Here is a 20,997-nt window from a genome sequence, read left to right as displayed (position 1 = left end):
ATGACCCGCATCGACAACGCCCGCGTGATCCGCGCTCCCCACGGCACCGAACTGTCCGCCAAGAGCTGGCTGACGGAGGCGCCCCTGCGCATGCTGATGAACAACCTCGATCCGATGGTGGCTGAGAAGCCCGGCGAGCTCGTGGTCTATGGCGGCATCGGCCGTGCCGCGCGAGATTGGGACAGCTTCGACCGCATTGTGTCGGCTTTGAAAAACCTCAACGATGACGAGACACTGCTCGTGCAGTCGGGCAAGCCGGTTGGCGTGTTTCGGACGCACGCGGATGCGCCGCGGGTGCTGATCGCCAATTCCAACCTCGTGCCGCACTGGGCCACCTGGGACAAGTTCCATGAACTCGACCGCAAGGGGCTCATAATGTACGGCCAGATGACGGCCGGCTCCTGGATCTATATCGGCACGCAGGGCATCGTGCAGGGCACCTACGAGACCTTCGTGGAAGTGGGCCGCCAGCATTACAACGGCGACCTCTCCGGCCGCTGGATCCTCACCGGCGGCCTCGGCGGCATGGGCGGCGCGCAGCCGCTCGCCGCCACGATGGCCGGCGCCTCCTGCCTTGCGGTGGAATGCCAGCCGAGCCGCATCGAGATGCGCCTGCGCACAGGCTATGTCGACCAGCGCGCCGACACCCTCGACGAGGCGTTGGCGATCATCGAGCAATCCTGCCGGGACAAGAAACCAGTTTCCGTCGGCCTCCTCGGCAACGCCGCCGAAATCTTCCCGGAGATCTACCGGCGTGGCATCCGGCCCGATGCAGTGACGGACCAGACTTCGGCGCACGATCCCATCAACGGCTACCTGCCGAAGGGCTGGACGCTCGCTGAGTGGGAGGCCAAGCGCGAGACCGATCCCAAGGCTGTGGAGCATGCCGCCAAGGAATCGATGGCCGAGCACGTGCGCGCCATGCTCGACTTCCACAAGGCCGGCGTGCCGACCCTCGACTACGGCAACAACATCCGCCAGATGGCGAAAGAAGAAGGCGTCGACAACGCGTTCGACTTCCCGGGATTTGTGCCCGCCTATATCCGCCCGCTCTTCTGCCGCGGCATCGGGCCGTTCCGCTGGTGCGCGCTCTCAGGCGATCCTGAGGACATCTACAAGACGGACGCCAAGGTGAAGGAGCTGCTGCCGGACAACAAGCACCTGCACAACTGGCTCGACATGGCCAAGGAACGCATCAAGTTCCAGGGCCTGCCGGCACGCATCTGCTGGGTGGGCCTTGGCGACCGTCACCGCCTCGGCCTCGCCTTCAACGAGATGGTGGCCAAGGGCGAGCTCAAGGCGCCCATCGTGATCGGCCGCGACCATCTCGATTCCGGCTCCGTCGCAAGCCCGAACCGTGAGACCGAGGCGATGAAGGATGGGTCGGACGCGGTTTCCGATTGGCCGCTGCTGAACGCGCTGCTCAACTGCGCATCTGGCGCTACCTGGGTGTCGCTGCATCATGGCGGCGGCGTCGGTATGGGCTTCTCGCAGCATTCCGGCATGGTGATCGTCTGCGACGGGACGCCGGAAGCGGCCAAGCGCGTCGAGCGCGTGCTCTGGAACGATCCCGCGACCGGCGTGATGCGCCATGCGGATGCGGGCTACGACATCGCGGTTGACTGCGCCCGCGAACACGGCCTCAACCTGCCGAGCCTGGGCTGATGAAAGCAACGGTCATCCGCAACGAGGATCTCGTTCGCGTTCCCTGGAAGAACGGCGGGGGCACGACCGCAGAGGTCGCAGCCTTTCCGGAAGGCTCCGGCTTCGACACGTTCGGATGGCGCGTCAGCATGGCTGATGTCGCCTCGGACGGGCCATTCTCGGCTTTCCCGGAGGTCGACCGCACGCTGATCGTGGTGGAGGGTGACGGCATCGAGCTTGACGTGGAGGGCGTCGCCTTTCGGCTCGACAGGACATCTCCCAAGCTCTCCTTTTCCGGCGACGAGATCACCACCGGGCGGCTCCTGTCCGGGCCGATCCGCGACCTCAACGTCATGACCCGGCGCGGGCAATTCCGGCACCGGACGCGGTTCGTGGAGTCGGGCGTGGCGCTGCTGGCGGAGGAGACCGGCATCGCCTTTCTCGTGCCGCTCGATGGGCCGTTCGACGTGATGGTCGCTTCGACGATCCATTCGCTTCAGGTGCTCGACGCGCTCATGCTGGAGGCCACGCAGGATCTGATCCTGCTCTCCGGCACCGGTCGAGCGATCCTCGTCGAGATCGCGCCGGACCAACCTGAGAGGGCTGGCTCATAAATGTCTGGCCTCATCCTGAGGAGCAGACGCAGTCTGCGTCTCGAAGGAGGTTCCAGTGTTCTCTGGAGGCGCCCTCGTCCTTCGAGACGGTGCTGACGCACCTCCTCAGGATGAGGGCTCAGGGCGAGAGCATCACCCACTGGTCAGACTTTTAAAAAGCATTTTTCAACCGATGGTGCCCAAAACAATGGCAGAGAATAATGTCTATACATTTGACATTGCCGCTTCGTCATGGTGCCATTCGGACGCTCGAACAAAAATGCCCGATGTGAGGAACCAGGAACTTCCAGAAGGTCCGGTCGGCACAATGAGCCAGGGAACTTGAAACGGAGGCTGCAATGAAGGCGGTATTGGGTGGTTTGGCCGTGTTGGCGCTGGCGGCAGGATCCGCCTCGGCGCAGGAGACGAAGGTGGCTGTCGGCATCTCGGGCTGGACGGGCTTCGCGCCCCTGACGCTCGCGAAGGAAGCCGGCATCTTCAAGAAGAACGGCCTCGACGTGACGATCAAGAAGGTGCCGCAGGCGAGCCGCCACCTCGCGATCCAGTCCGGCGACATCCAATGTGCCGCCACGACGGTGGAGACCTGGATCGTGTGGAACGCCAACGGCGTGCCTACCAAGCAGATCTTCCAGCTCGACAAGAGCTTCGGCGCGGACGGCATGGTGGTGAGGAACGAGATCGGCTCCATCAAGGACATCAAAGGCAAGCAGGTGGCAGCTTCCGCGCCCGGCACGTCGCCTTACTTCGTGCTCTCCTGGATGCTGAAGAAGAACGGTCTCTCCGTGAAGGACGTGACTGTGGTCAACATGGAACCGGCCCCGGCCGCGCAGGCCTTCATCGCCGGCCAGAACGATGTGGCCATGACCTACGAGCCGTATCTCTCTTCCGTGCGCGCCGCACCTCAGTCCGGCAAGATCATCGCCACGACCCTCGACTACCCGGCCGTGATGGACACCTTCGGCTGCACGCCGAAGTTCCTCGCGGATAATCCGAAGGCCGCCAAGGCCCTGGCCGACAGCTATTTCGAGGCGCTCGACATGATCGCCAAGGATCAGGCCAAGGCCTACGAGATCATGGGCGCCGACGTGAAGCAGACGGGGGAGGCCTTCGGCAAGTCGGCTCAGTTCCTGCGCTGGCAGGACCGCGAGGCCAACAAGAAGTTCTTCGCAGGCGAGTTCAAGACCTTCTCGGCCGAGGCCGCCGACCTGCTGCTCGAGACCGGCATCATCAAGCAGAAGCCGGATATGGAAGCCCTGGCCGACACGAGCTTCATCCAGTAACGATCCTTCCGGCGGCCCGCCTCCTGCGGGCCGCCTCATTCTTCACAAGCGCCGTCCGGAGCAAACGACCGGATCGCAGAGCAGATTTCTTATGCCTCGTCCTCTCGAACCGGTCAGCCAGGGCACGCGCGTCACGCTCGGCATCTCTTTCTTCATCCTCTTCGTGGCGGCATGGGCTTTCGCGACGCTGGGCGGCTTCGTGTCGCGCACCTTCCTGGCCGATCCCATCACCATGCTGCAGGACGGCTGGCTGCTGCTCACGCGCTTCGGTTTCCTGGGTGACATCGGCATCACTGTCTGGCGCGTGGTGGGCGGGTTCATTCTCGCGGCTGCCATCGCTGTGCCCCTCGGCATCCTGATGGGCGCCTACAAATCCTTCGAGGCGTTCCTTGAGCCCTTCGTGTCCTTCGCCCGCTACCTGCCGGCCTCCGCCTTCGTACCCCTGCTCATTCTCTGGGCCGGCATCGGCGAGATGCAGAAGCTTCTTGTGATCTTCATCGGCTCGGTGTTCCAGATCATCCTCATGGTGGCGGTGGCCGTCGGCAACACGCGCCGCGATCTCGTCGAGGCTGCCTACACGCTGGGCTCCAGCGACCAAGGCGTGGTGAAGCGCGTGCTCATCCCGGCCAATGCGCCGGAAATCGCCGAGATCCTGCGCCTCGTGCTCGGCTGGGCCTGGACATACGTGATTGTGGCCGAACTCATCGGCTCGTCGTCCGGCATCGGGCACATGATCATCGACAGTCAGGCGCTGCTCGCCACGGGCCAGATGATCTTCGGCATCATCATCATCGGCATCATCGGTCTCATCTCCGACTTCCTGTTCAAAGCCGTGAACCGCAAGCTCTTCCCGTGGAGGCTCGCATGAGCGGCACGATCCTCCAGATCGACAACGTCTCGCGTGTGTTTCCCGGCGTGCGCGGCGGCGCGCCCGTGCGGGCGCTCGAGCCCACGAACCTGCAGGTGGCGCAGAACGACTTCATCACCATCCTCGGCCCATCCGGCTGCGGAAAGTCGACGCTTCTGCGCATCGTGGCGGGCCTCGACCGTCCAACGGACGGGCGCGTGATGCTCAACGGTCGCGAGATCAAGGGACCAGGGGCCGATCGCGGCATGGTGTTCCAGTCCTACACCCTGTTCCCGTGGCTCACGATCGCAGAGAACATCGCCTATGGCCTGCGCGAGAAGGGCATACCGAAAGCGCAGCGCCAGGAGATCGTCGCCTCCTATACCGAAAAAGTCGGTTTGCGCGGCTTCGAGAACCACTACCCCAAGCAGCTCTCCGGCGGCATGCAGCAGCGCACCGCCATCGCCCGAGCGCTCGCCAACGATCCGGAGATTCTGCTGCTCGACGAGCCCTTCGGCGCCCTCGACAATCAGACCCGCGGGTTGATGCAGGAGCTGCTGCTCGGCATCTGGGAGCGCGAGCGCAAGACCGTGCTCTTCGTGACCCACGATATCGAGGAAGCGATCTTCCTCGCCTCCCGGGTCATCGTCATGTCGGCCCGCCCTGGCCGCATCAAGGCCGACATCCCCGTCGACCTGCCGCACCCGCGGCATTACACCATGAAGACGACGCCTGAGTTCTCACAGTTGAAGGCGCAGCTGACGGAAGAGATCCGCGTCGAGGTCATGCAGGCGGAAGGCGTGCATTGACGCTTCCGGCGGTCTCAGGATTATGATGAGACAGGGTCCCTAGAGGTCGAGCTGCGCCTCAGGAGCGAGCCCTCTCGGGCGACAGCCTTAAGCCCGTGGCACGCTGGTTCTGGCGGGATTGGGCGGGAGTCTCGTGAGGAGCTGGAGCAAAGGAGCTGTTGTGCGGGTGCGGATTCCAAGCCTCGCCTGACGAGGGCATGGCCTTCAGCACACCGGACCAGCGCAGCTTGAAATGGCTCGCCGCTTTCGGGTTCTTGAAGCCCACAAGGCCCCAGGCATCGGCCAAGTGGTAAAAGTCGCACGCGCCTCCGTGCTGTTCCAGCCAGGCGACAACCTCGGGCTTCAGGCTGGTCTGCCTGTCGTCCCACACATCCCAGTCATTGACCGCATAAACGAAGGGCCAGCGTTTCGCATAGGCATCGATGCCGTAGCAGGCCGCCGAGGTCATCTCCTCGTCCCGCCACGTCTGACGGATGAGGTCCTTCAATGATTTCAGATCGGTCATCGGCTGCATCCACTTCGCCATTGCCCATTAGGACTAGAAATGTGCCCACCTTTGGGCCTGGCGCAGGCTTTGTGTACCTCCTTTGAGGTAATGGAAAAACCAGTCTTTTCTCTTCAGCCGTGTGGTAGCTTGGCGCAGGAGCAGGTGAGCATCATCCTTCCGTTGAAGGGATGCCGGGTTTTCCGACCATCAGCTCAGCGCAGGTGTGCAGGTGTCCGACGATTATTTCATGCGGAAAGATGTCTGTGTGGGAGATCGGTCGGCTGAGGATGAGGAGGCTGATACCGTGGGCGGGCTTGTACCAGGGCCAAGGATCAACTGGCGGCAATTGCCGCCGATCGTCATCAGCGGGCTTCTGATCGGCGCCGTCTTCGGCGGGGCCATCAAAGCTTTCGCACCGGAGCAGCCAACCGTGATGGCTCGCGTGAAGCCTCGTTCCTAGTCCGCTGGTGCTGCAGGCTTCAAGCCTAGCACAGCGCACAGCTGGGCCATCAGCGCGCAGATCAAAGGCTTCAACATTTCAGAGGGAAGGAAATGGTGCCCAGGGACGGAGTCGAACCGCCGACACTGCGATTTTCAGTCGCATGCTCTACCAACTGAGCTACCTGGGCATTCGATGCGCGGCAGGGCCGTGCGCGTCGTGGAGGGGTGTATAGTCAGACTAGGACCCGCTGTCCAGCGGGTCGGAGGAGAAAAATGCGAAACGAAGCGGGTCACGTCTCCCGGCGGTCTTTGTCCGGGTCGTCCGGCTCGCTTTCAACGACCGGGATAGCATAGCTGCCGGTCAGCCAGCGGTTCAGGTCCACGTCGGCGCAGCGCCGGGAGCAGAACGGGCGATATTGCGTCTCTGCGGGCTTGCCGCAGATCGGGCATTTGCCGGCCGAGGCCTGGGGCTTGTTCTCGTTGGCGGCGTTCATCCCTCGCCTCCTTTCCTTCGCAAGCTGCAACGTGGTTGCTGTTTCCGCCCGATGCAAGATCTGGGCGAGGCGTGGGGAACAGCGTTAGGCCGCGTCGAGCCAGGAGAAGCGGACGGGATAGCCCTCCCCGTCGAGCAGGGCAACGGATTCATAAAGGGGCAGCCCGACCACGTTCGTGTAGGAACCGACGAGCTTGACCACGAAGGTGCCGGCGAATCCCTGGATGGCATAGCCGCCGGCCTTGCCGCGCCACTCGCCCGCGGCGAGGTAGCGCTCGAACTCGTCCCGTGACAGGCGCTTGAAGCGCACTCGCGTCTCCACGAAACGCTCGCGGATCGTGTCCTTGGGAGTGATCAGGCAGACGGACGTGTAGACCCGATGCTGGCGTCCCGAAAGCAGGCGCAGGCATGCTGCGGCCTCGTCGGCCACCTCGGCCTTTGGCAGAACCCGCTTGCCGACCACTACGACCGTATCGGCCGAGAGAATATAGGAGTTCTTCAGGTCATCGCGGGTGCGGGCGACCCGGCGGGCCACCTCGGCCTTCGAGCGAGCCAGGCGCTTGGCCAGTTCCTTGGCGCTCTCGTTCTTCAGGGGCGTCTCGTCCACGTCCGCCGGCAGAAGCGCGTCGGGCTCGATGCCGGCCTGTTGCAGCAGGGCGAGCCTGCGCGGCGAGGCGGACGCGAGAACGAGCTTCGAGCGCGCTGCGGGATTCGACACCTCTGAAGACGACGCCACTTTTCTCTCCACGCTCCGGGATTTCACTAAAGCATCGGACCCAACAGTGGATTTGCACTTTTGGGATCGATCCGACGCTTCTTCTATACATGAGAGCATCGTTGGTGCGGTAAACCGGATCCACTTTTCCGCACGATGCTCTAAGGCTAGATCCGGTGACAACATGGCACCGGCAGGACTTGAATCAAGCCGCCGGCGGCTCCGGCTCCGAGCTTGCCGGCTGAGGCTGTGCCGCCTGCGCGGCATGAGCGCGGTCAAGCTGGCGGTAGCGCATGACGCTCAAGGGGATCGAGCCTAAGAACAGCACCGTGATGGCGGTGAGCATCTCCCAGGGGAAGTTCGCCAGGAGCCCGAAGACGGCCGCCGACAGGACGAAGATCGGCAGAACCCAGTGGCGCGGCACCCTCAATCCGATGGTCTTGCCCGAATAGACCGGAATGGTGGAGACCATCAGGAAGGCCAAGCCCAGCAGGTAGACCAGCGCAATCGGAGCGGCAGCGCTCCCCATGGGGACGCCGAGGAACGAGAGATAGAGGGGCAGCATCGAGGTCAGCGCCCCTGCCGGCGCCGGCATGCCGGTGAAGAAGTTCTTCTTCCATTCGGGCCGGTGCGGATCGTCCAGCATCACGTTGAACCGGGCGAGACGCAGCACCATCGCGATGGCGAAGACCAGCACGGCGATCCACCCGATCGCCTTCAGCTCGTTCAGCAGGAAGCTGTAGAGGATGAGGGCCGGCGTCACGCCGAAATTCACGAAATCCGCCAGCGAATCGAGCTCCGCGCCGAACCGGGACGTACCCTTGAGCATGCGCGCCACCCGGCCGTCGATCCCGTCCAGCACCGCCGCCACCACGATGGCCACGACCGCAGGCTCGTAGCGCCCCTCGAAGGCCAGCCTGATCGCGGTGAGCCCGAGGCACAGGGCGATCAGGGTGATGATGTTCGGAATGATGACCCGCACCGGAACCGGCTTGAAGAGCCGCTTGCGCGGCTCGTTCGGATCGGGGGCGAAGGGAGGGAAAAGATCGCTCATGCCATGACATCTAGGGGGTGCCAGCTTAACCGGCAACCAAGATCGGAACTGTTTCCCCTATCATGGGAACGGCTCCGATCTCTGTTAAAGCCCTGTTGCCGCGAAAATGGCCTACCCGACCCGGTACTCCCGCGCAGGCTCGTTGGCGGTAAGGTCTGCCAGCACCGTCTCGCCCGCAACCGCCGTCTGCCCCAGGCCGACGAGGACCTGGGCGTTGAGGGGCACGAAGATGTCCAGGCGGGAGCCGAACCGGATCAGGCCGAAGCGCTCGCCGGTGCTCAGGTGATTGCCGACCTTCACGAATGACACGATGCGGCGCGCCACAAGGCCGGCGATCTGGACCACGCCGATCTTGGTGTTTGCCGTCTCGATCACGAGGGCATTGCGCTCGTTGTCCTCGCTCGCCTTGTCGAGCTCGGCATTGAGGAACAGGCCCGGCGTGTAAAGGATCTGGGTGATGCGCCCCGTGACCGGCGCGCGGTTCACGTGGCAGTCGAACACGTTCATGAACACCGAGATCCGGGTCATGGGCTCGGGCGGCAGGTCGAGCTCCGCCGGAGGGACCGCCGTGGTGATGAGGTTCACCCGGCCGTCGGCCGGAGACACCACGAGACCCTCGCGGACGGGGGTCACCCGCGGCGGATCGCGGAAGAAGTAGCACACCCACACGGTCAGGATGGTGCCGATCCAGCCGAGGGGCGACCAGAGCCAGGCCAGCACGATCGTCGCAAACAGCGCGATCAGGATGAAGGGATAGCCCTCCTTGTGGATCGGCACGAAGATGCGGCGCATCGATTCCAGGACATCGGTCATTTTTTCATAGCCTTAAGAAGGTTTGCGTGGGGATGGCAGGCGGGAGCGCTTCTTGTCAACCTGCCACGCTCTCAGGGCTGCGTTCCTCTTCCTCGACCCGCTTGAGGGCCTCGCGGGCCTGATCGGCTTCGCGCTGGCGGTTCCACATGGCGGCATAGACCCCGCCGTGGGCCAGAAGGGTCGCATGGTTGCCGCGCTCGACGATCCGTCCATGATCGAGGACGATGATCTCGTCGGCGCCGATGACTGTGGACAACCGATGGGCGATCACGAGCGTCGTGCGGCCGCGGCTGACCCGGTCGAGGGCGTCCTGGATCTCCTTCTCGGTGAAGGTGTCCAGGGCCGAGGTCGCCTCATCGAGCACCAGGATCGGCGGCGCCTTGAGGATCGTACGGGCAATCGCCACGCGTTGCTTCTCGCCGCCTGAGAGCTTGAGGCCGCGCTCGCCCACGGGGGTATCGTAGCCCTCCGGCAGGAGGCCGATGAAGCGGTCGATCTGCGCCAGGCGCGCGGCCTCCCTCACCTCCTCGGGCGTCGCATCCCAGCGGCCATACTGGACGTTGTAGCCGATGGTGTCGTTGAACAGCACCGTATCCTGCGGGACCATGCCGATGACCTTGCGCAGGGAGGCCTGCTGCACGTCGGCGATGTTCTGCCCGTCGATGAGGATGCGGCCGCTGCTGGGCTCGTAGAAGCGGAACAGCAGGCGCGAGATCGTGGATTTGCCCGCGCCTGACGGGCCGACGATGGCGACCGTGTGCCCGGCCGGCACCTCGAAGGTCACACCTTTCAGGATGGGCCGCTCCGGAATATAGGCGAAATGCACGTCCTCGAAGTGCACCACCGCCTGCTCGACCTGGAGCGGCTTGGCGCCCGGCCTGTCCTGAATCTCAGGGTTGCGGTCGATGATCTGGAACATGTCGTCGATGTCGATCAGCGCCTGCTTGATCTCGCGATACAGCATGCCCATGAAGTTCAGCGGGATGTAGAGCTGCACCAGCATGGCGTTGACCAGCACGAAACTGCCGATAGAGGCGTTGCCTGCCATGATGTCTCGCGCGGCCAGCACCATCACGATGGCCATGCCGATGGAGAAGATCACCGCCTGGCCGGCATTGAGCACGGCGAGCGACGTGTAGGTCTGGGTCGAGGCCTTTTCGTAGCCTGCCATGGAGCGGTCGTAGCGGGCGGCCTCCCGCTGCTCGGCGCCGAAATACTTCACCGTCTCGTAGTTCAGGAGCGAGTCCACCGCCTTGGTGTTCGCGTCCGTATCCGAGTCGTTCATCTGCTTGCGGATCGTGATCCGCCACTGGGTCGCCTTGTAGGTATAGGCGAGGTAGACCACCACCATCACGAAGACGACGGCCGAATAGACCCAGTTGAACTCCCACGCGAGCAGGCCCAGCACGAGAACGAATTCGAGAATCGTCGGGAGCAGTGTCAGCACCACCAGGCGCGACAGTTCCTCAATGCCCTCGCGACCGCGCTCGAGCACGCGGGTCAGGCCGCCGGTCTTGCGCTCCAGGTGGAAGCGCAGGGACAGGCGATGCATGTGCTCGAAGGTCTGGAGGGCGAGCTGCCTCACCGCATGCATGGCCACCTTGGCGAAGATGCCATCGCGGACCTGCGTGAGCACCGCCATGAGAATGCGGGTTAGGCCGTAAATCGCCGTCAGAAGGATCGGCGCCTTCCAGATCCAGGACCCAGCCGTGGCAGCGACCTCCGTGGCCTGATTGCCGCTGCTCGTGACGGCGACCAGCGCGTCCGTGGCCCATTTGAAGGCAAACGGCGTGACCATCGTGACGCCTTTGGCCACGAGAAGCAGGCCGAAGGCCAGGAAGACACGCCGCTGGAGGTCCGGCCGGCCATGGGGCCAGATATAGGGCCAGAGCTTTTTCCAGGTTGCGGCCAAGCCGCTCGACTCGGGTCGGGCTGCGCCAGTCGTCGGGACGGCGGTGGAGGAAGGCATAGGCTGAGGATCCAATCGAAATCTGGACCTCGATATAGGCGATCAGCCGGGCGAATTCACCCTGCCCAGGCAAATGACCTGTGCAGCCGGGTCAGGCTCCTGCCTGAGCTACTTGCCCGAGCTAGTTGCTTTTGGGCTCCTGCTCACCGGGCAGCACGAACACCTGACCGGGATAGATCAGGTTCGGGTTGCGGATTTGCTCCTGGTTCGCGCCGAAGATCACCGTGTAGCGCAGGCCCTTGCCATAAATCCGCTGGCTGATGCGCCAGAGATTGTCGCCGCGGGACACGATGGCGGTATTGATGTTGGGGATCACCACCGTGCCGGCATCGGCCACCTGCCCTTGCGGCAGCGTCGAGGCCACGTCACGCGAGGTCTGCGGCTGAGACGTCGCCGGGGAGCCGGCCATACGTGGCTGAGCCGGTGCGGCAGGAGCCTGCGGCTGAGCCGAGGCGACCTGAACCGGCACGTTGAAGCCGACCTCAGCCCGGGACCTGACCTGGCCGGAGACCGGGTCCACATCGTCCAGACGGATCCGATAGTCGCCGGGCTTCACGCCGCTGGCGATGGAGAAAGAGACCTTGCCGTCGCCACCGGCTCCGCCGGGAGCAATGAAGCTCTCGTTGATGTAAAGCCGAACCGTAGCCCCCGGCGATGACTGCCCGGACACGAAGAGCTTCCCCTCCTCCGCTTCGACTGTCACGATCTTGATCTCGGGCCGGGCAGCGGACGGAGCCGCGGGCGCAGCAGGTGCCGGCGGGGAGACAGCCGGAGCAACACCCGCCTGCTGCTGGGAGGACGGAGACGCGGCAGGCTCGGTGGGCTTGGCTACGGGATTTGGCGCCTCAGCCACCTTGGCCACAGGCGGCTCGGGATTGGACAGGACCACCGTAGGGGAGTCCGGCGAGGTCAGGGTTACCAGCGGCCGGGTCTTGCCGTCCGTGATGACCACCGTCACGGCCTGGGCGGAGCGCTGGCGCGTTCCATCCGGCGCAATGGATTGCAGAACCACCTGGTGCGACCCGGGCGGCAGGGGCGGCGGCACGATGGCGAAGAGGCCCGACGCATCGGCTGCGGCACGGGCATGGACCTGGTCGCCCCGGAGAAGCTCGATCGTAGCGCCGGGAGCAGCGCGGCCGGCAATGACGCTCTCCCCGTCCGGCTCGATGCGCACGACATCGAAGGATGGAACGATAGAGGCTTCCTTGGCCTGTGCCGGGGGCGCCTCGCTGGGCGCTGGGGGCTTGGCCGCGGCCTGCTGTTGGCCGGGCGCGGGCTGTGCCGGCGGAACGGACGGCTGCGCCGTGTGAGCGGGCGCTGCGTTCTGCGAACTTTCAGGCTTTCCTGACCAGGACCAGTAAAGCACGCCGAGGAGCACCGCGACGACGGCCGCGGCGGCAGCGCCGAGAAGCGCGATCGTGCCCTTCAACTCTTTCGGATGCGCCATGATGCTTTTTCTCAAACGCGGCACTTTCCGCCATTTAATCCGTTTATCTTTCAAAAGGCTACGGCCATAAAGGACAAAATAATGCTCTACAACTCAGCCAGGGGGGCTCCCCGCCTCCCCGAAATGCCCATGTCATCTGTCAAACCGATCAAATCCATCTGTGTTTATTGCGGCTCCGGTTTCGGAGACGATCCCATTTTCGCTGAGAACGCGGCGGCTTTGGGCCGCTTCATGGCCGAACAGGGAATCAACCTCGTCTATGGCGGCGGCAATGTGGGCCTCATGGGCACCGTAGCCCAAGCCGTCCTCGACCATGGCGGTTATGTCACAGGGATTATTCCGGAATTTCTGAAGTCCCGCGAGAAGCTCCTCGACGATGTGCAGGAAACTCTCGTCGTGCCGGACATGCACACCCGCAAGCGGCTGATGTTCGAGAAGGCCGACGCCTTCGTGGCTCTGCCCGGGGGCATCGGAACCCTGGAGGAGCTCGTCGAGCAGATGACCTGGTCGCAGCTCGGCCGCCACACCAAGCCGATCCTGATGCTGAGCACCAAGGGCTTCTGGAAGCCCCTGCTCACCCTCATCGCCCACATGCGCGAGCAGGGCTTCATTCGCCCGGGACTTGAGCTCAACTACCTTGTGGCCGAGCGGATCGAGGAAGTGATCCCGATGCTGGAGAACGCCGCCCGGCGTGTCGGCATCGTGAGCAATGAGGAAGCCATCGAGAGCCGCTTTTAAGGGCGGCTCTTCTCCATCTCGGTGGCCAGCCTGCGCCCTGAAACAAGGATGAGGGAACTCCTCTTCATTTCGTAGGCAACACTTCCGTTGACCGGAGTGCCGTTGGCCCGCTTACCAAGATAGCGAACGATGAGACGCTTGCCGTCCGCATGCCAGGATCCGCTGACATCCCGGCATGGGCCATCGCGCACACCGCAATCGGAATCGCCGGACGAGATCCCGTTCTCCGGGCCAACGGGCTTCATCCGGCCGCCCCGGATCAGAAACGGGATCAGCGCGCTGGAGCTATAGCCCTGGAATGTACCGCCCGCCTCGACGATGAGCCCGTCCTGGGATCCTAGGCGGAAAGAGGCGACCGCCATCAGGTCTCCGAAGGTGCCGGCTTCGGTAAATCCGTCGTGCCTCCCTGTGACTGTCAAAGCGCCTCCGTCACGCTGGAGAAAGACGGCGCCCACCTGTGCGCCGCATCCGTGGCAAGCCTCTCCGGGCTCTCCGGCGAGCGTGATCAGGACCATGAACGTGCCGTAGGTCAGAACCGTGTAAGGGGAGATGCACGGCGGACGATCCGGTGCGTCCCGGCTGTAGTCCACCGTCGCAGCCGGATAGGCCGCTTCAACAGCCTGCCACAGCACAAGGTTGGTCTCCACGTTCACCGACCAGCTCGGGCATAGGCGCAGGTCCGACGTCTCCTCGTCAGCCTGGGCGCCATGGACACAGCCGATCAGGAGCAGCGCCGAGAGAACCAGGACGTTGAGCATCGAACAATCCTTCTGCGAACGCGGGTGCGCTCCCCCGGGATGCTCTGCAGCATACCGCCTTTTGAGCGCTAGCCCGTGCGCGACAGCACGAGGCCGCCCAGGATCATGCCTGCCGCAAGTAGCCGCTGCCAGGTGATCGCATGGACGGGAAGGCCGAACGCTCCAACGGCATCGAGAACCAGCGCCGCCGCGACCTGCCCGAAGATCAGGGCCGCCACGGTGCTGACCACGCCGAGCTGCGGCACGCCCCAGATTACGACGGCGACGTAGAACGCGCCCAAAAGCCCTCCGAGCCAGGACCACCAGGGTGCCGCGGCCATGCCGCTGGCTGAGGGCCAGGAACCACGAACGGCGCTGAGAACGGCTAAGACAACGAAACCGATTCCAAACGAGATGCAGGCGGCCAGCACCGGATCCCCGAGCGACTTCGCCAGCGCGGCATTGATGGGAGCCTGCGAGGCCAGAAAGACGCCGCCCAGGAGAATGCCAAAGAGCGGCAGGAGGATTGCGGTGTTCATAAGGTCGCCATATGAGCGCGTTGCAAGGACGTCAATCTACACTCAACCGCATCCTGAGACGGCGCTGCGCGCCGTCTCAGGATGCGGTTGAGTTTGGTTTCTCTTAGAGCGTCGCCCCGCCCTTCAGCAGCTTGTAGATCATCGAATCCGTCAGCGCCTGGAACGAGGCGTCGATGATGTTGGGGGAGACGCCGATGGTGGTCCAGCGCTCGCCGGTTCCGTCCGCGAATTCGATCAGCACGCGCGTCACCGCATCCGACCCGCCCTGATAGATGCGCACCTTATAATCGACGAGCTCCAGGTCCTGGATCAGGTGCTGGTACTTGCCGAGATCCTTGCGCAGCGCAACGTCGAGCGCGTTCACCGGGCCGTTGCCCTCGGCGGCCGAGATCAGCACCTCTTCGCCGACGCGCACCTTCACGATGGCCTCGGAAGCGGTGACGAGTTCGCCGACCGCGTTGAACCGACGTTCCACATTGACGGAGAAGCGCTCCACGTCGAAGAAGGCCGGCACCTCGCCGAGCATGCGCTTGACCAGCACGTAGAACGAAGCATCCGCACCTTCGAACGCAAAGCCTTCCGCCTCTTTTCGCTTCACCTCATCGAGCACGCGGGCAATGCGCGGATCGCCCTTCTCCAGCTCGAAGCCGCAGCGCTTGAGTTCGGCCAGGATGTTCGACTGACCGCCCTGATCCGATACAAGAACCCTGCGCGCGTTACCGACGACTTCAGGCTCCACATGCTCGTAGGTGCGCGGATCCTTGAGCACCGCAGAGGCATGGATGCCTGCCTTCGTGGCGAAGGCGCTTGAGCCCACGAAAGGCGCGTGGCGGTTCGGCTGCCGGTTGAGGATCTCGTCCACCTGCCGCGACACATGGGTGAGCTGGCCCAACGTCTCGTCGGTGACGCCGAGGTCGAAGCGGGCGGCATAACCGTCCTTCAGCTTCAGAGCGCCGATGAGCGTGATGAGATTGGCATTGCCGCAGCGCTCGCCGAGGCCGTTGAGCGTGCCCTGGATCTGGCGTGCGCCTGCCTCGATGGCGGCCAGCGAGTTGGCAACCGCGCAGCCGCAATCGTCATGGGCGTGGATGCCCAGATGCGCGCCCGGCACCACCTTCGTCATGGCCGACACGATCGCGGTCACCTCGTGCGGCAGCGTGCCGCCATTGGTGTCGCAGAGCACGACCCAGCGCGCGCCCGCCTCATAGGCGGTCTTCACGCAGGCGAGCGCATAATCGGGATTGGCCTTGTAGCCGTCGAAGAAATGTTCGCAATCGACGAGCACCTCGCGGCCCTTCGCGCGGGCGGCTTCGACGCTTTCGTGAATGCCCGTGAGATTCTCCTCCGGCGTCGTCTCCAGCGCCACGCGCACATGGTAATCCCAGGCCTTGGCAACATAGCAGATCGCATCCGCCTCAGCCTCCAGCAAGGCCGCGACGCCAGGATCGTTCGACACGGAGCGCCCGGCCCGCTTCGTCATGCCGAAGGCCGTGAACTTGGCGTTCTTCGTGCGTTTCTCAGCAAAAAAGGCGGTATCCAGCGGGTTTGCCCCCGGATAGCCGCCTTCCACGTAATCGATGCCGAGCCGGTCGAGGAGCGTGGCAATCGCCTTCTTGTCCTCGAGCGAAAAATCGACCCCTGTCGTCTGCGCCCCATCGCGCAAAGTGGTGTCGAAAAGGGTGACGCGGTCTCGACTCATGATGACAACTTCCTGTCTTCCTGGGGCGTCAGGCGCTTTTCCATGGTGGTGGTGCCGAGCCATTCGTCGCCGAGCGGCACCGTGTTGCGGCGCTGCGGCTGAAACCCGTGCTTCTGGAAGAAGAGCAGCGCGTTGTCGCTCACCTCGGCGACGAGACGTGGAGCACCGCGCGCGCCGGCAAGCTTCTCAACCGCATCGTAGAGCATCGTGCCGATCCCTTGGCTAGCCACGGCCGGATGCACATAAAACAGCTCGATCAGCTCGTTGTCCTTCAGCGCGATGAAGCCAACGGGCGAGCCTTCGACGGTCGCAACCAGCGTGAGGCTCTTATTAAGCTTCTCGGCGAAGGCATCGTCCTCCGCGAGCGCCATCCAGGCTTCCTGCTGGCTCTCGCTGTAATCCTCGCCCGTCAGCTCCGCGATGCTCTCCTCATAGATGTTGACGAGCAGCGGCAGATCGGCCGGCAGGAAGGGGCGAAGTCCCGGTTTGGGCAGTGCCTGTCCCATCAGCGTGTCCTTCCCTCGATCCATGCACAACATGTCTCATCGGCGTCATGGCCGGGCTTGTCCCGGCCATTCACGTCTTGGAACCACAACGTCGCAGAGACGTGGATCCCCGGAACAAGCCCGGGGATGACGGTGGAGGGTGTAAGAACGCTCATCGCGCAACCTCCCAGGTGGTGGTGCCGTCCTTGTTGTCCTTCACCACGACATTCAAGGCCGCAAGCTCGTCGCGGATGCGGTCGGACTCAGGCCAGTTCTTCGATGCCCGTGCTTCCTTGCGGGCTGCGATCAGCGCCTCGACCTGCGCAGGATCGACGCTCAGTGCGGACTGCTTGCGCGCCCTCCAGGCCTCTGCCCCTTCAAGCAGGAAGCCGAGGGCGCGCAGGTTTGCGCCGAGCTCATCATGAGCCCCCTGCCCGTCGAGAGCATGAAGCTCCGCCAGCATCTTCGGCGTGTTGAGGTCGTCGCTAAGCGCATCGACGATCTGGTCGGAGAGAGAAGCAGCCTCTCCCCTGACCGCCAGTTCATACCAGCGATCGAGGATCTTCTCGCTTTCCTCAAGGCCCTTCGTCGTCCAGTCGATCGGCTGGCGGTAATGCGTGCGCAGCATGTTGAAGCGCAGCACCTCGCCCGGCCAGTCCTGCACCAGTTCGTTGATGGTGAAGAAGTTGCCGAGGGACTTCGACATCTTCTCGCCTTCCACCTGCAGGAAGCCGTTGTGCATCCATACATTGGCCATGCGCGGCGTCTCGAAGGCGCAGCAGCTCTGCGCGATCTCATTCTCGTGGTGCGGGAAAACGAGGTCGATGCCGCCGCCGTGGATGTCGAAGATCTCGCACTCCATCGGGTCGGCGCAGGTGAGCCGGGTCTCAAAGGCCTGGATCAGGTGTTTCCAGGACATGGCCGAGCACTCGATGTGCCAGCCGGGGCGGCCCGGCGTCGCGATGCCGGCGGGCGACGGCCATGCGGGATCGTGCGGGCCTGACGGCTTCCACAGCACGAAATCCATGGCGTCGCGCTTGTAGGGCGCCACGTCCACGCGGGCGCCCGATAGCAGCTCGTCGAGGGAACGCTTGGAGAAGGCGCCGTATTTCGGCACGCCAGACAGGTTCTGCATGGCCGAGACCGAGAACAGCACGTGCTCCTCGGCCACATAGGCCGCGCCGCGCGCGATCAGCCGCTCGATGATCATGCGCATCTCGTCGATGTGCTCGGTCGCCCGGGGCTCGACAAAGCGCGGGGGCTGGCCCTCTTCGTTCACGTCCTCCGGCATGAGCACGCCGAGCGCCCTGATGTCCGCATGGAACTGCTCCTCGGTCTTTCCCGTCACGACCCGGATCGCCTCGTTGTGCGGCATCCCAGGGTAATCCCGGGCCGCGCGGGCGTTAATCTTGTCGTCCACATCGGTGATATTGCGCACATACGTCACGGCTTCTCTGCCGTACACATGTCTCAAGAGACGGAAGAGAAGGTCAAAGACGATGATCGGACGGGCGTTGCCGATGTGGGCGTAGTCGTAAACGGTGGGTCCGCAGACGTAGAGGCGCACGTTCTCAGGGTCGATCGGGCGAAAAACGTCCTTCGATCGGGTTAGCGTGTTGTAGAGGCGAAGCTTGGCCGCCATGAAACCATACCCCTGTCAGGCCGCAGGCCGGAGGGTGGTTTCGATCTTGGAATGAGAACGAGACGGCTCCAGCCAGCGAAGTGCGCTAGCCGCAAATAATCCCAGAAATGAGGATCGTTGCCGTGTTCATGAAGCCATCAATGCCTTTTCAGGCCGAAGCCGTCAAGATTTCCGAATTGGTAATCATGTTTAATTTGCACAACCGCATGAAACAGGTTCCGGCCAAGCGCGTTAGAGCTTTGTTCACGCACACTCGCGCCATAATGGCACGAGTTCAAACAAAGAGGTCTTCGATGCGCCGCGCATTTGCCATGCTCGGAATGGGTACTGCCGTGTTTTTTGCTGCCGCGTCCCTGACGCTGCTTCCCAATGGTACCCAGGCCTCTTCGTCTGAAGCGACCTTCATGGTCCCTGCCGCCGACGGCTATGGCGTCGCGGAGTGCCTCATAGGAAACCAGGCTTGTGGCCAAGTTGTGGCAAACGCCTGGTGCGAGGCTCACGGATACACCAAGGCCGTTTCCTTCCGGCAGATCTCGCCCGACGAGATCACGGGGAATATCCAGAAGGCCTCCTTCGGCCCCAAGGATCCGCCGGTTTCGGTGACCTGCTCGAACTAAGGCCGGCCAGGTTCAGAGCTCAACCCATCATTCGGCCTCCTCCCTAAGCCCTCATCCTGAGGAGGTCACGTCAGTGACCGTCTCGAAGGGTCAGGGCGTCTCCGGAGAGCACTGGATCCTCCTTCGAGACGCAGCTGCGCTGCTCCTCAGGATGAGGCTAGAGATTGATCAGCCTGTTTTTAAGCAGGCATCGGCGACAGCATGGCCCGGGCGGTCGACAGAACGGCTCGGGTCACATCGGCCAGCAGAGGACCGACGATCCGGCTCTGCTGCCAGTAAAGCGGCACTTCCAGAGGCTCCGACGGCTTGAGCGCCACAAGACGGCCCTCACGGATATGCTCCTGAACCGTCATTTCCAGGTTCATCCCCCACCCCAATCCCGCAAGAGCCGCATCCACGAAGGCCTGCGACGACGGCAGCCAGTGGACGGGCGGCCCCACATCGGTGCCGAGGGCTTTTCGCAGCCAGAGCGCCTGGAGCTGATCCTTCCGGTTGAAGACGAGACACGGCGCGTGGGCGGCCGATTGCTCGTCCAGCCCGTCCGGCAGCCAACGCTCCACGAAGGCCGGGCTGGCCGTCGCGAGATAGCGCAGGGATCCCAAGGGGTAGCAGTTGCAGCCCTGAATCGGCTTGCGGTGCGAGGTCACGGCTGCCACGACCTCGCCGCGCTGCAGCCACTCGGCGCTATGGTCCTGATCGTCCACAACCAGATCGAACAGGAAGCCCTCCGTCTCCGCCATCGCCGGGATGAACCAGGTGGCGAGGCTGTCGGCATTGACGGCGATGCGCAGGGTGACCGGGCGGGCCTCGGGCTGAAGCCCCGGCAGGTTCTGGCGCAGGGAGCTTTCGAGCAGGGCGACCTGCTCCACATGCTGGCACAGCCTCTGGCCCGCCTCGGTGGCGAGACACGGCTGGCCCCGCACCACCAGAACGGCCCCGATCCGCTCCTCCAGCAGCTTGATCCTCTGGGAAACGGCGGATGGCGTCACGTGCAACTGCTCGGCCGCCCGCTCGAAGCTTCCTGTGCGCACCACGGCGGCAAGCGCGGACAGAAGGGCATAATCCAGCATCAAATTAGTTTTTCTAAACCAATAGCAGAGACTTTAACTGTCCTAATCATAAGGCCCGGCCTAGGAAACGTCGACTCCTCTTCGGACCATCGACATGACCACTCCTCTTCTCGCTGGCTTCTTCCTCGGCCTCAGCCTCATTCTCCCTATCGGGGCGCAAAACGCCTTCGTGCTGCGCGTCGGCTTGCGCGGCAAGCATGTGCTGGCCGTGTGTCTCACCTGCGCGATCTCGGATGCACTGCTCATCCTGGCCGGCGTCTCGGGCTTTGCGCAGCTCAGCGCGCGGGTGCCCTGGGCCGAGCCGGTTCTGCGCTATGGGGGCGCCGCGTTTCTCCTGGCCTATGGGGCACGCAGCTTCATGGCGGCTTTCAGATCGGCTGCCTTGAGGCCGTCGGACGCGGCCCCAGAGTCCTTAAGCCGGGTGGTTCTCACCTGCCTCGCCCTCACCTGGCTCAACCCGCACGTCTATCTGGACACGGTGGTGCTGATCGGCTCGATCTCGACCCAGTTCGATGAGGGCAAGGGACTGTTCGCCACTGGGGCCATGCTGGCCTCCTTCGTGTTCTTCTTTTCCCTCGGCTTCGGCGCCCGCCTGCTGAAGCCGCTGTTCGCCCGGCCCGTCACATGGCGCATCCTCGATGTGGCGATCGGGGTCATCATGTGGGCCACGGCCGCAAGACTGCTGCTGAACAACAGTCCTACTTAAAGGACGCTCCTCAACTCTCACCTCATCCTGAGGAGCAGACGCAGTCTGCGTCTCGAAGGAGGATCCAGTACACGCTAGAGCAACGGCGGTTCAGATGAATCCATATCCTGCGGCGGTGAAGTAGTTGCGGCATTCCTCAGCCTCGATCCCA

Annotated in this window: 22 protein-coding genes and 1 tRNA gene; 9 read left to right on the top strand and 14 right to left on the bottom strand. The window is 63.7% G+C overall.

Translation table 11 applies throughout. The annotated features are described in order from the left end of the window. From hutU to IC232_RS26715, 5 genes are all read left to right on the top strand, one after another. Complete coding sequence (gene hutU / locus IC232_RS26735) at window positions 1–1,665, top strand: urocanate hydratase (RefSeq protein ID WP_190847997.1); 1,665 nt, start codon at window positions 1–3, stop codon at window positions 1,663–1,665. Beyond that, on the top strand, window positions 1,665–2,258 hold the full coding sequence (locus tag IC232_RS26730; RefSeq protein ID WP_190847996.1) for a HutD family protein: 594 nt from the start codon (window positions 1,665–1,667) through the stop codon (window positions 2,256–2,258). Before hutU ends, IC232_RS26730 begins: the two co-directional genes overlap by 1 nt. A 338-nt stretch (window positions 2,259–2,596) precedes the next feature. Next, window positions 2,597–3,538, top strand: a complete 942-nt coding sequence (locus IC232_RS26725; protein ID WP_190847995.1) for an ABC transporter substrate-binding protein — start codon at window positions 2,597–2,599, stop codon at window positions 3,536–3,538. Window positions 3,539–3,629: 91 nt separating this feature from the next. Further along, a complete protein-coding gene (locus IC232_RS26720) occupies window positions 3,630–4,406 on the top strand; it encodes an ABC transporter permease (protein WP_190847994.1) in 777 nt (258 codons plus the stop codon). Next, a complete protein-coding gene (locus tag IC232_RS26715; RefSeq protein WP_190847993.1) occupies window positions 4,403–5,194 on the top strand; it encodes an ABC transporter ATP-binding protein in 792 nt (263 codons plus the stop codon). The genes IC232_RS26720 and IC232_RS26715 overlap by 4 nt, the downstream gene beginning before the upstream one ends. Before the next feature lie 58 nt (window positions 5,195–5,252). On the opposite strand, the gene IC232_RS26710 is transcribed toward IC232_RS26715, so the two are convergent. Next, on the bottom strand, window positions 5,253–5,699 hold the full coding sequence (locus IC232_RS26710) for a hypothetical protein (RefSeq protein WP_190847992.1): 447 nt from the start codon (window positions 5,697–5,699) through the stop codon (window positions 5,253–5,255). 229 nt (window positions 5,700–5,928) lie between these two features. Here IC232_RS26710 and IC232_RS26705 point away from each other — a divergent pair, with 229 nt between their 5' ends. Continuing rightward, window positions 5,929–6,141 (top strand): hypothetical protein, encoded by a 213-nt coding sequence (locus IC232_RS26705; RefSeq protein ID WP_190847991.1) that lies wholly within the window; start codon window positions 5,929–5,931, stop codon window positions 6,139–6,141. 93 nt (window positions 6,142–6,234) lie between these two features. Here IC232_RS26705 and IC232_RS26700 read toward each other — a convergent pair. From IC232_RS26700 to IC232_RS26670, 7 genes are all read right to left on the bottom strand, one after another. Continuing rightward, window positions 6,235–6,310 (bottom strand) — tRNA-Phe (locus IC232_RS26700). Between the two features lie 102 nt (window positions 6,311–6,412). Next, window positions 6,413–6,616, bottom strand: a complete 204-nt coding sequence (gene yacG, locus IC232_RS26695) for a DNA gyrase inhibitor YacG (RefSeq protein WP_190847990.1) — start codon at window positions 6,614–6,616, stop codon at window positions 6,413–6,415. 84 nt (window positions 6,617–6,700) lie between these two features. Continuing rightward, window positions 6,701–7,351: a Maf-like protein gene (locus IC232_RS26690; protein ID WP_312895240.1), complete on the bottom strand. Its 651-nt coding sequence runs from the start codon at window positions 7,349–7,351 to the stop codon at window positions 6,701–6,703. A 184-nt stretch (window positions 7,352–7,535) separates the two neighbouring features. Then, on the bottom strand, window positions 7,536–8,384 hold the full coding sequence (pssA, locus tag IC232_RS26685; RefSeq protein WP_190847988.1) for a CDP-diacylglycerol--serine O-phosphatidyltransferase: 849 nt from the start codon (window positions 8,382–8,384) through the stop codon (window positions 7,536–7,538). A gap of 111 nt (window positions 8,385–8,495) precedes the next feature. Further along, a complete protein-coding gene (locus IC232_RS26680; RefSeq protein ID WP_190847987.1) occupies window positions 8,496–9,197 on the bottom strand; it encodes a phosphatidylserine decarboxylase in 702 nt (233 codons plus the stop codon). Between the two features lie 55 nt (window positions 9,198–9,252). Next, window positions 9,253–11,166 carry an ABCB family ABC transporter ATP-binding protein/permease gene (locus IC232_RS26675; RefSeq protein WP_190847986.1) on the bottom strand — a complete coding sequence of 638 codons (1,914 nt, stop codon included), beginning with the start codon at window positions 11,164–11,166 and terminating at the stop codon, window positions 9,253–9,255. Between the two features lie 121 nt (window positions 11,167–11,287). After that, entirely contained in the window at window positions 11,288–12,613 is a 1,326-nt protein-coding gene (locus IC232_RS26670; protein WP_190847985.1) for a LysM peptidoglycan-binding domain-containing protein, read from the bottom strand. A gap of 129 nt (window positions 12,614–12,742) precedes the next feature. On the opposite strand from IC232_RS26670, the gene IC232_RS26665 reads away from it, so the two are divergent. Continuing rightward, complete coding sequence (locus IC232_RS26665) at window positions 12,743–13,351, top strand: TIGR00730 family Rossman fold protein (protein WP_190847984.1); 609 nt, start codon at window positions 12,743–12,745, stop codon at window positions 13,349–13,351. On the opposite strand, the gene IC232_RS26660 is transcribed toward IC232_RS26665, so the two are convergent. The 5 genes from IC232_RS26660 to cysS form a co-directional block, all read right to left on the bottom strand. After that, window positions 13,348–14,109, bottom strand: coding sequence for a hypothetical protein (locus IC232_RS26660; protein WP_190847983.1), 762 nt, complete (start codon window positions 14,107–14,109; stop codon window positions 13,348–13,350). The genes IC232_RS26665 and IC232_RS26660 overlap by 4 nt on opposite strands. A 68-nt stretch (window positions 14,110–14,177) precedes the next feature. Then, window positions 14,178–14,627: a DMT family transporter gene (locus IC232_RS26655; protein ID WP_190847982.1), complete on the bottom strand. Its 450-nt coding sequence runs from the start codon at window positions 14,625–14,627 to the stop codon at window positions 14,178–14,180. A gap of 103 nt (window positions 14,628–14,730) precedes the next feature. Beyond that, a complete protein-coding gene (cimA, locus tag IC232_RS26650) occupies window positions 14,731–16,326 on the bottom strand; it encodes a citramalate synthase (RefSeq protein WP_190847981.1) in 1,596 nt (531 codons plus the stop codon). Then, entirely contained in the window at window positions 16,323–16,832 is a 510-nt protein-coding gene (locus IC232_RS26645; RefSeq protein ID WP_190847980.1) for a GNAT family N-acetyltransferase, read from the bottom strand. Before IC232_RS26645 ends, cimA begins: the two co-directional genes overlap by 4 nt. Window positions 16,833–16,983: 151 nt before the next feature. Further along, a complete protein-coding gene (cysS, locus tag IC232_RS26640) occupies window positions 16,984–18,453 on the bottom strand; it encodes a cysteine--tRNA ligase (RefSeq protein WP_190847979.1) in 1,470 nt (489 codons plus the stop codon). Between the two features lie 122 nt (window positions 18,454–18,575). Here cysS and IC232_RS26635 point away from each other — a divergent pair, with 122 nt between their 5' ends. Beyond that, entirely contained in the window at window positions 18,576–19,070 is a 495-nt protein-coding gene (locus IC232_RS26635; RefSeq protein WP_246812431.1) for a hypothetical protein, read from the top strand. 179 nt (window positions 19,071–19,249) lie between these two features. Here the strand turns inward: IC232_RS26635 and IC232_RS26630 are convergent, their stop codons facing one another. Next, entirely contained in the window at window positions 19,250–20,140 is an 891-nt protein-coding gene (locus IC232_RS26630) for a LysR family transcriptional regulator ArgP (RefSeq protein ID WP_190847978.1), read from the bottom strand. Between the two features lie 94 nt (window positions 20,141–20,234). Here IC232_RS26630 and IC232_RS26625 point away from each other — a divergent pair, with 94 nt between their 5' ends. Then, window positions 20,235–20,846 carry a LysE/ArgO family amino acid transporter gene (locus IC232_RS26625; RefSeq protein WP_190847977.1) on the top strand — a complete coding sequence of 204 codons (612 nt, stop codon included), beginning with the start codon at window positions 20,235–20,237 and terminating at the stop codon, window positions 20,844–20,846. Window positions 20,847–20,997 lie beyond the last annotated feature (151 nt).

Origin of the sequence: Microvirga sp. (assembly GCF_014699075.1) — a bacterium.
Classification (GTDB): domain Bacteria; phylum Pseudomonadota; class Alphaproteobacteria; order Rhizobiales; family Beijerinckiaceae; genus Microvirga.
The sequence above is the reverse complement of the archived record's forward strand: the minus strand, read 5'-3'. Positions and strand labels throughout refer to the sequence as shown.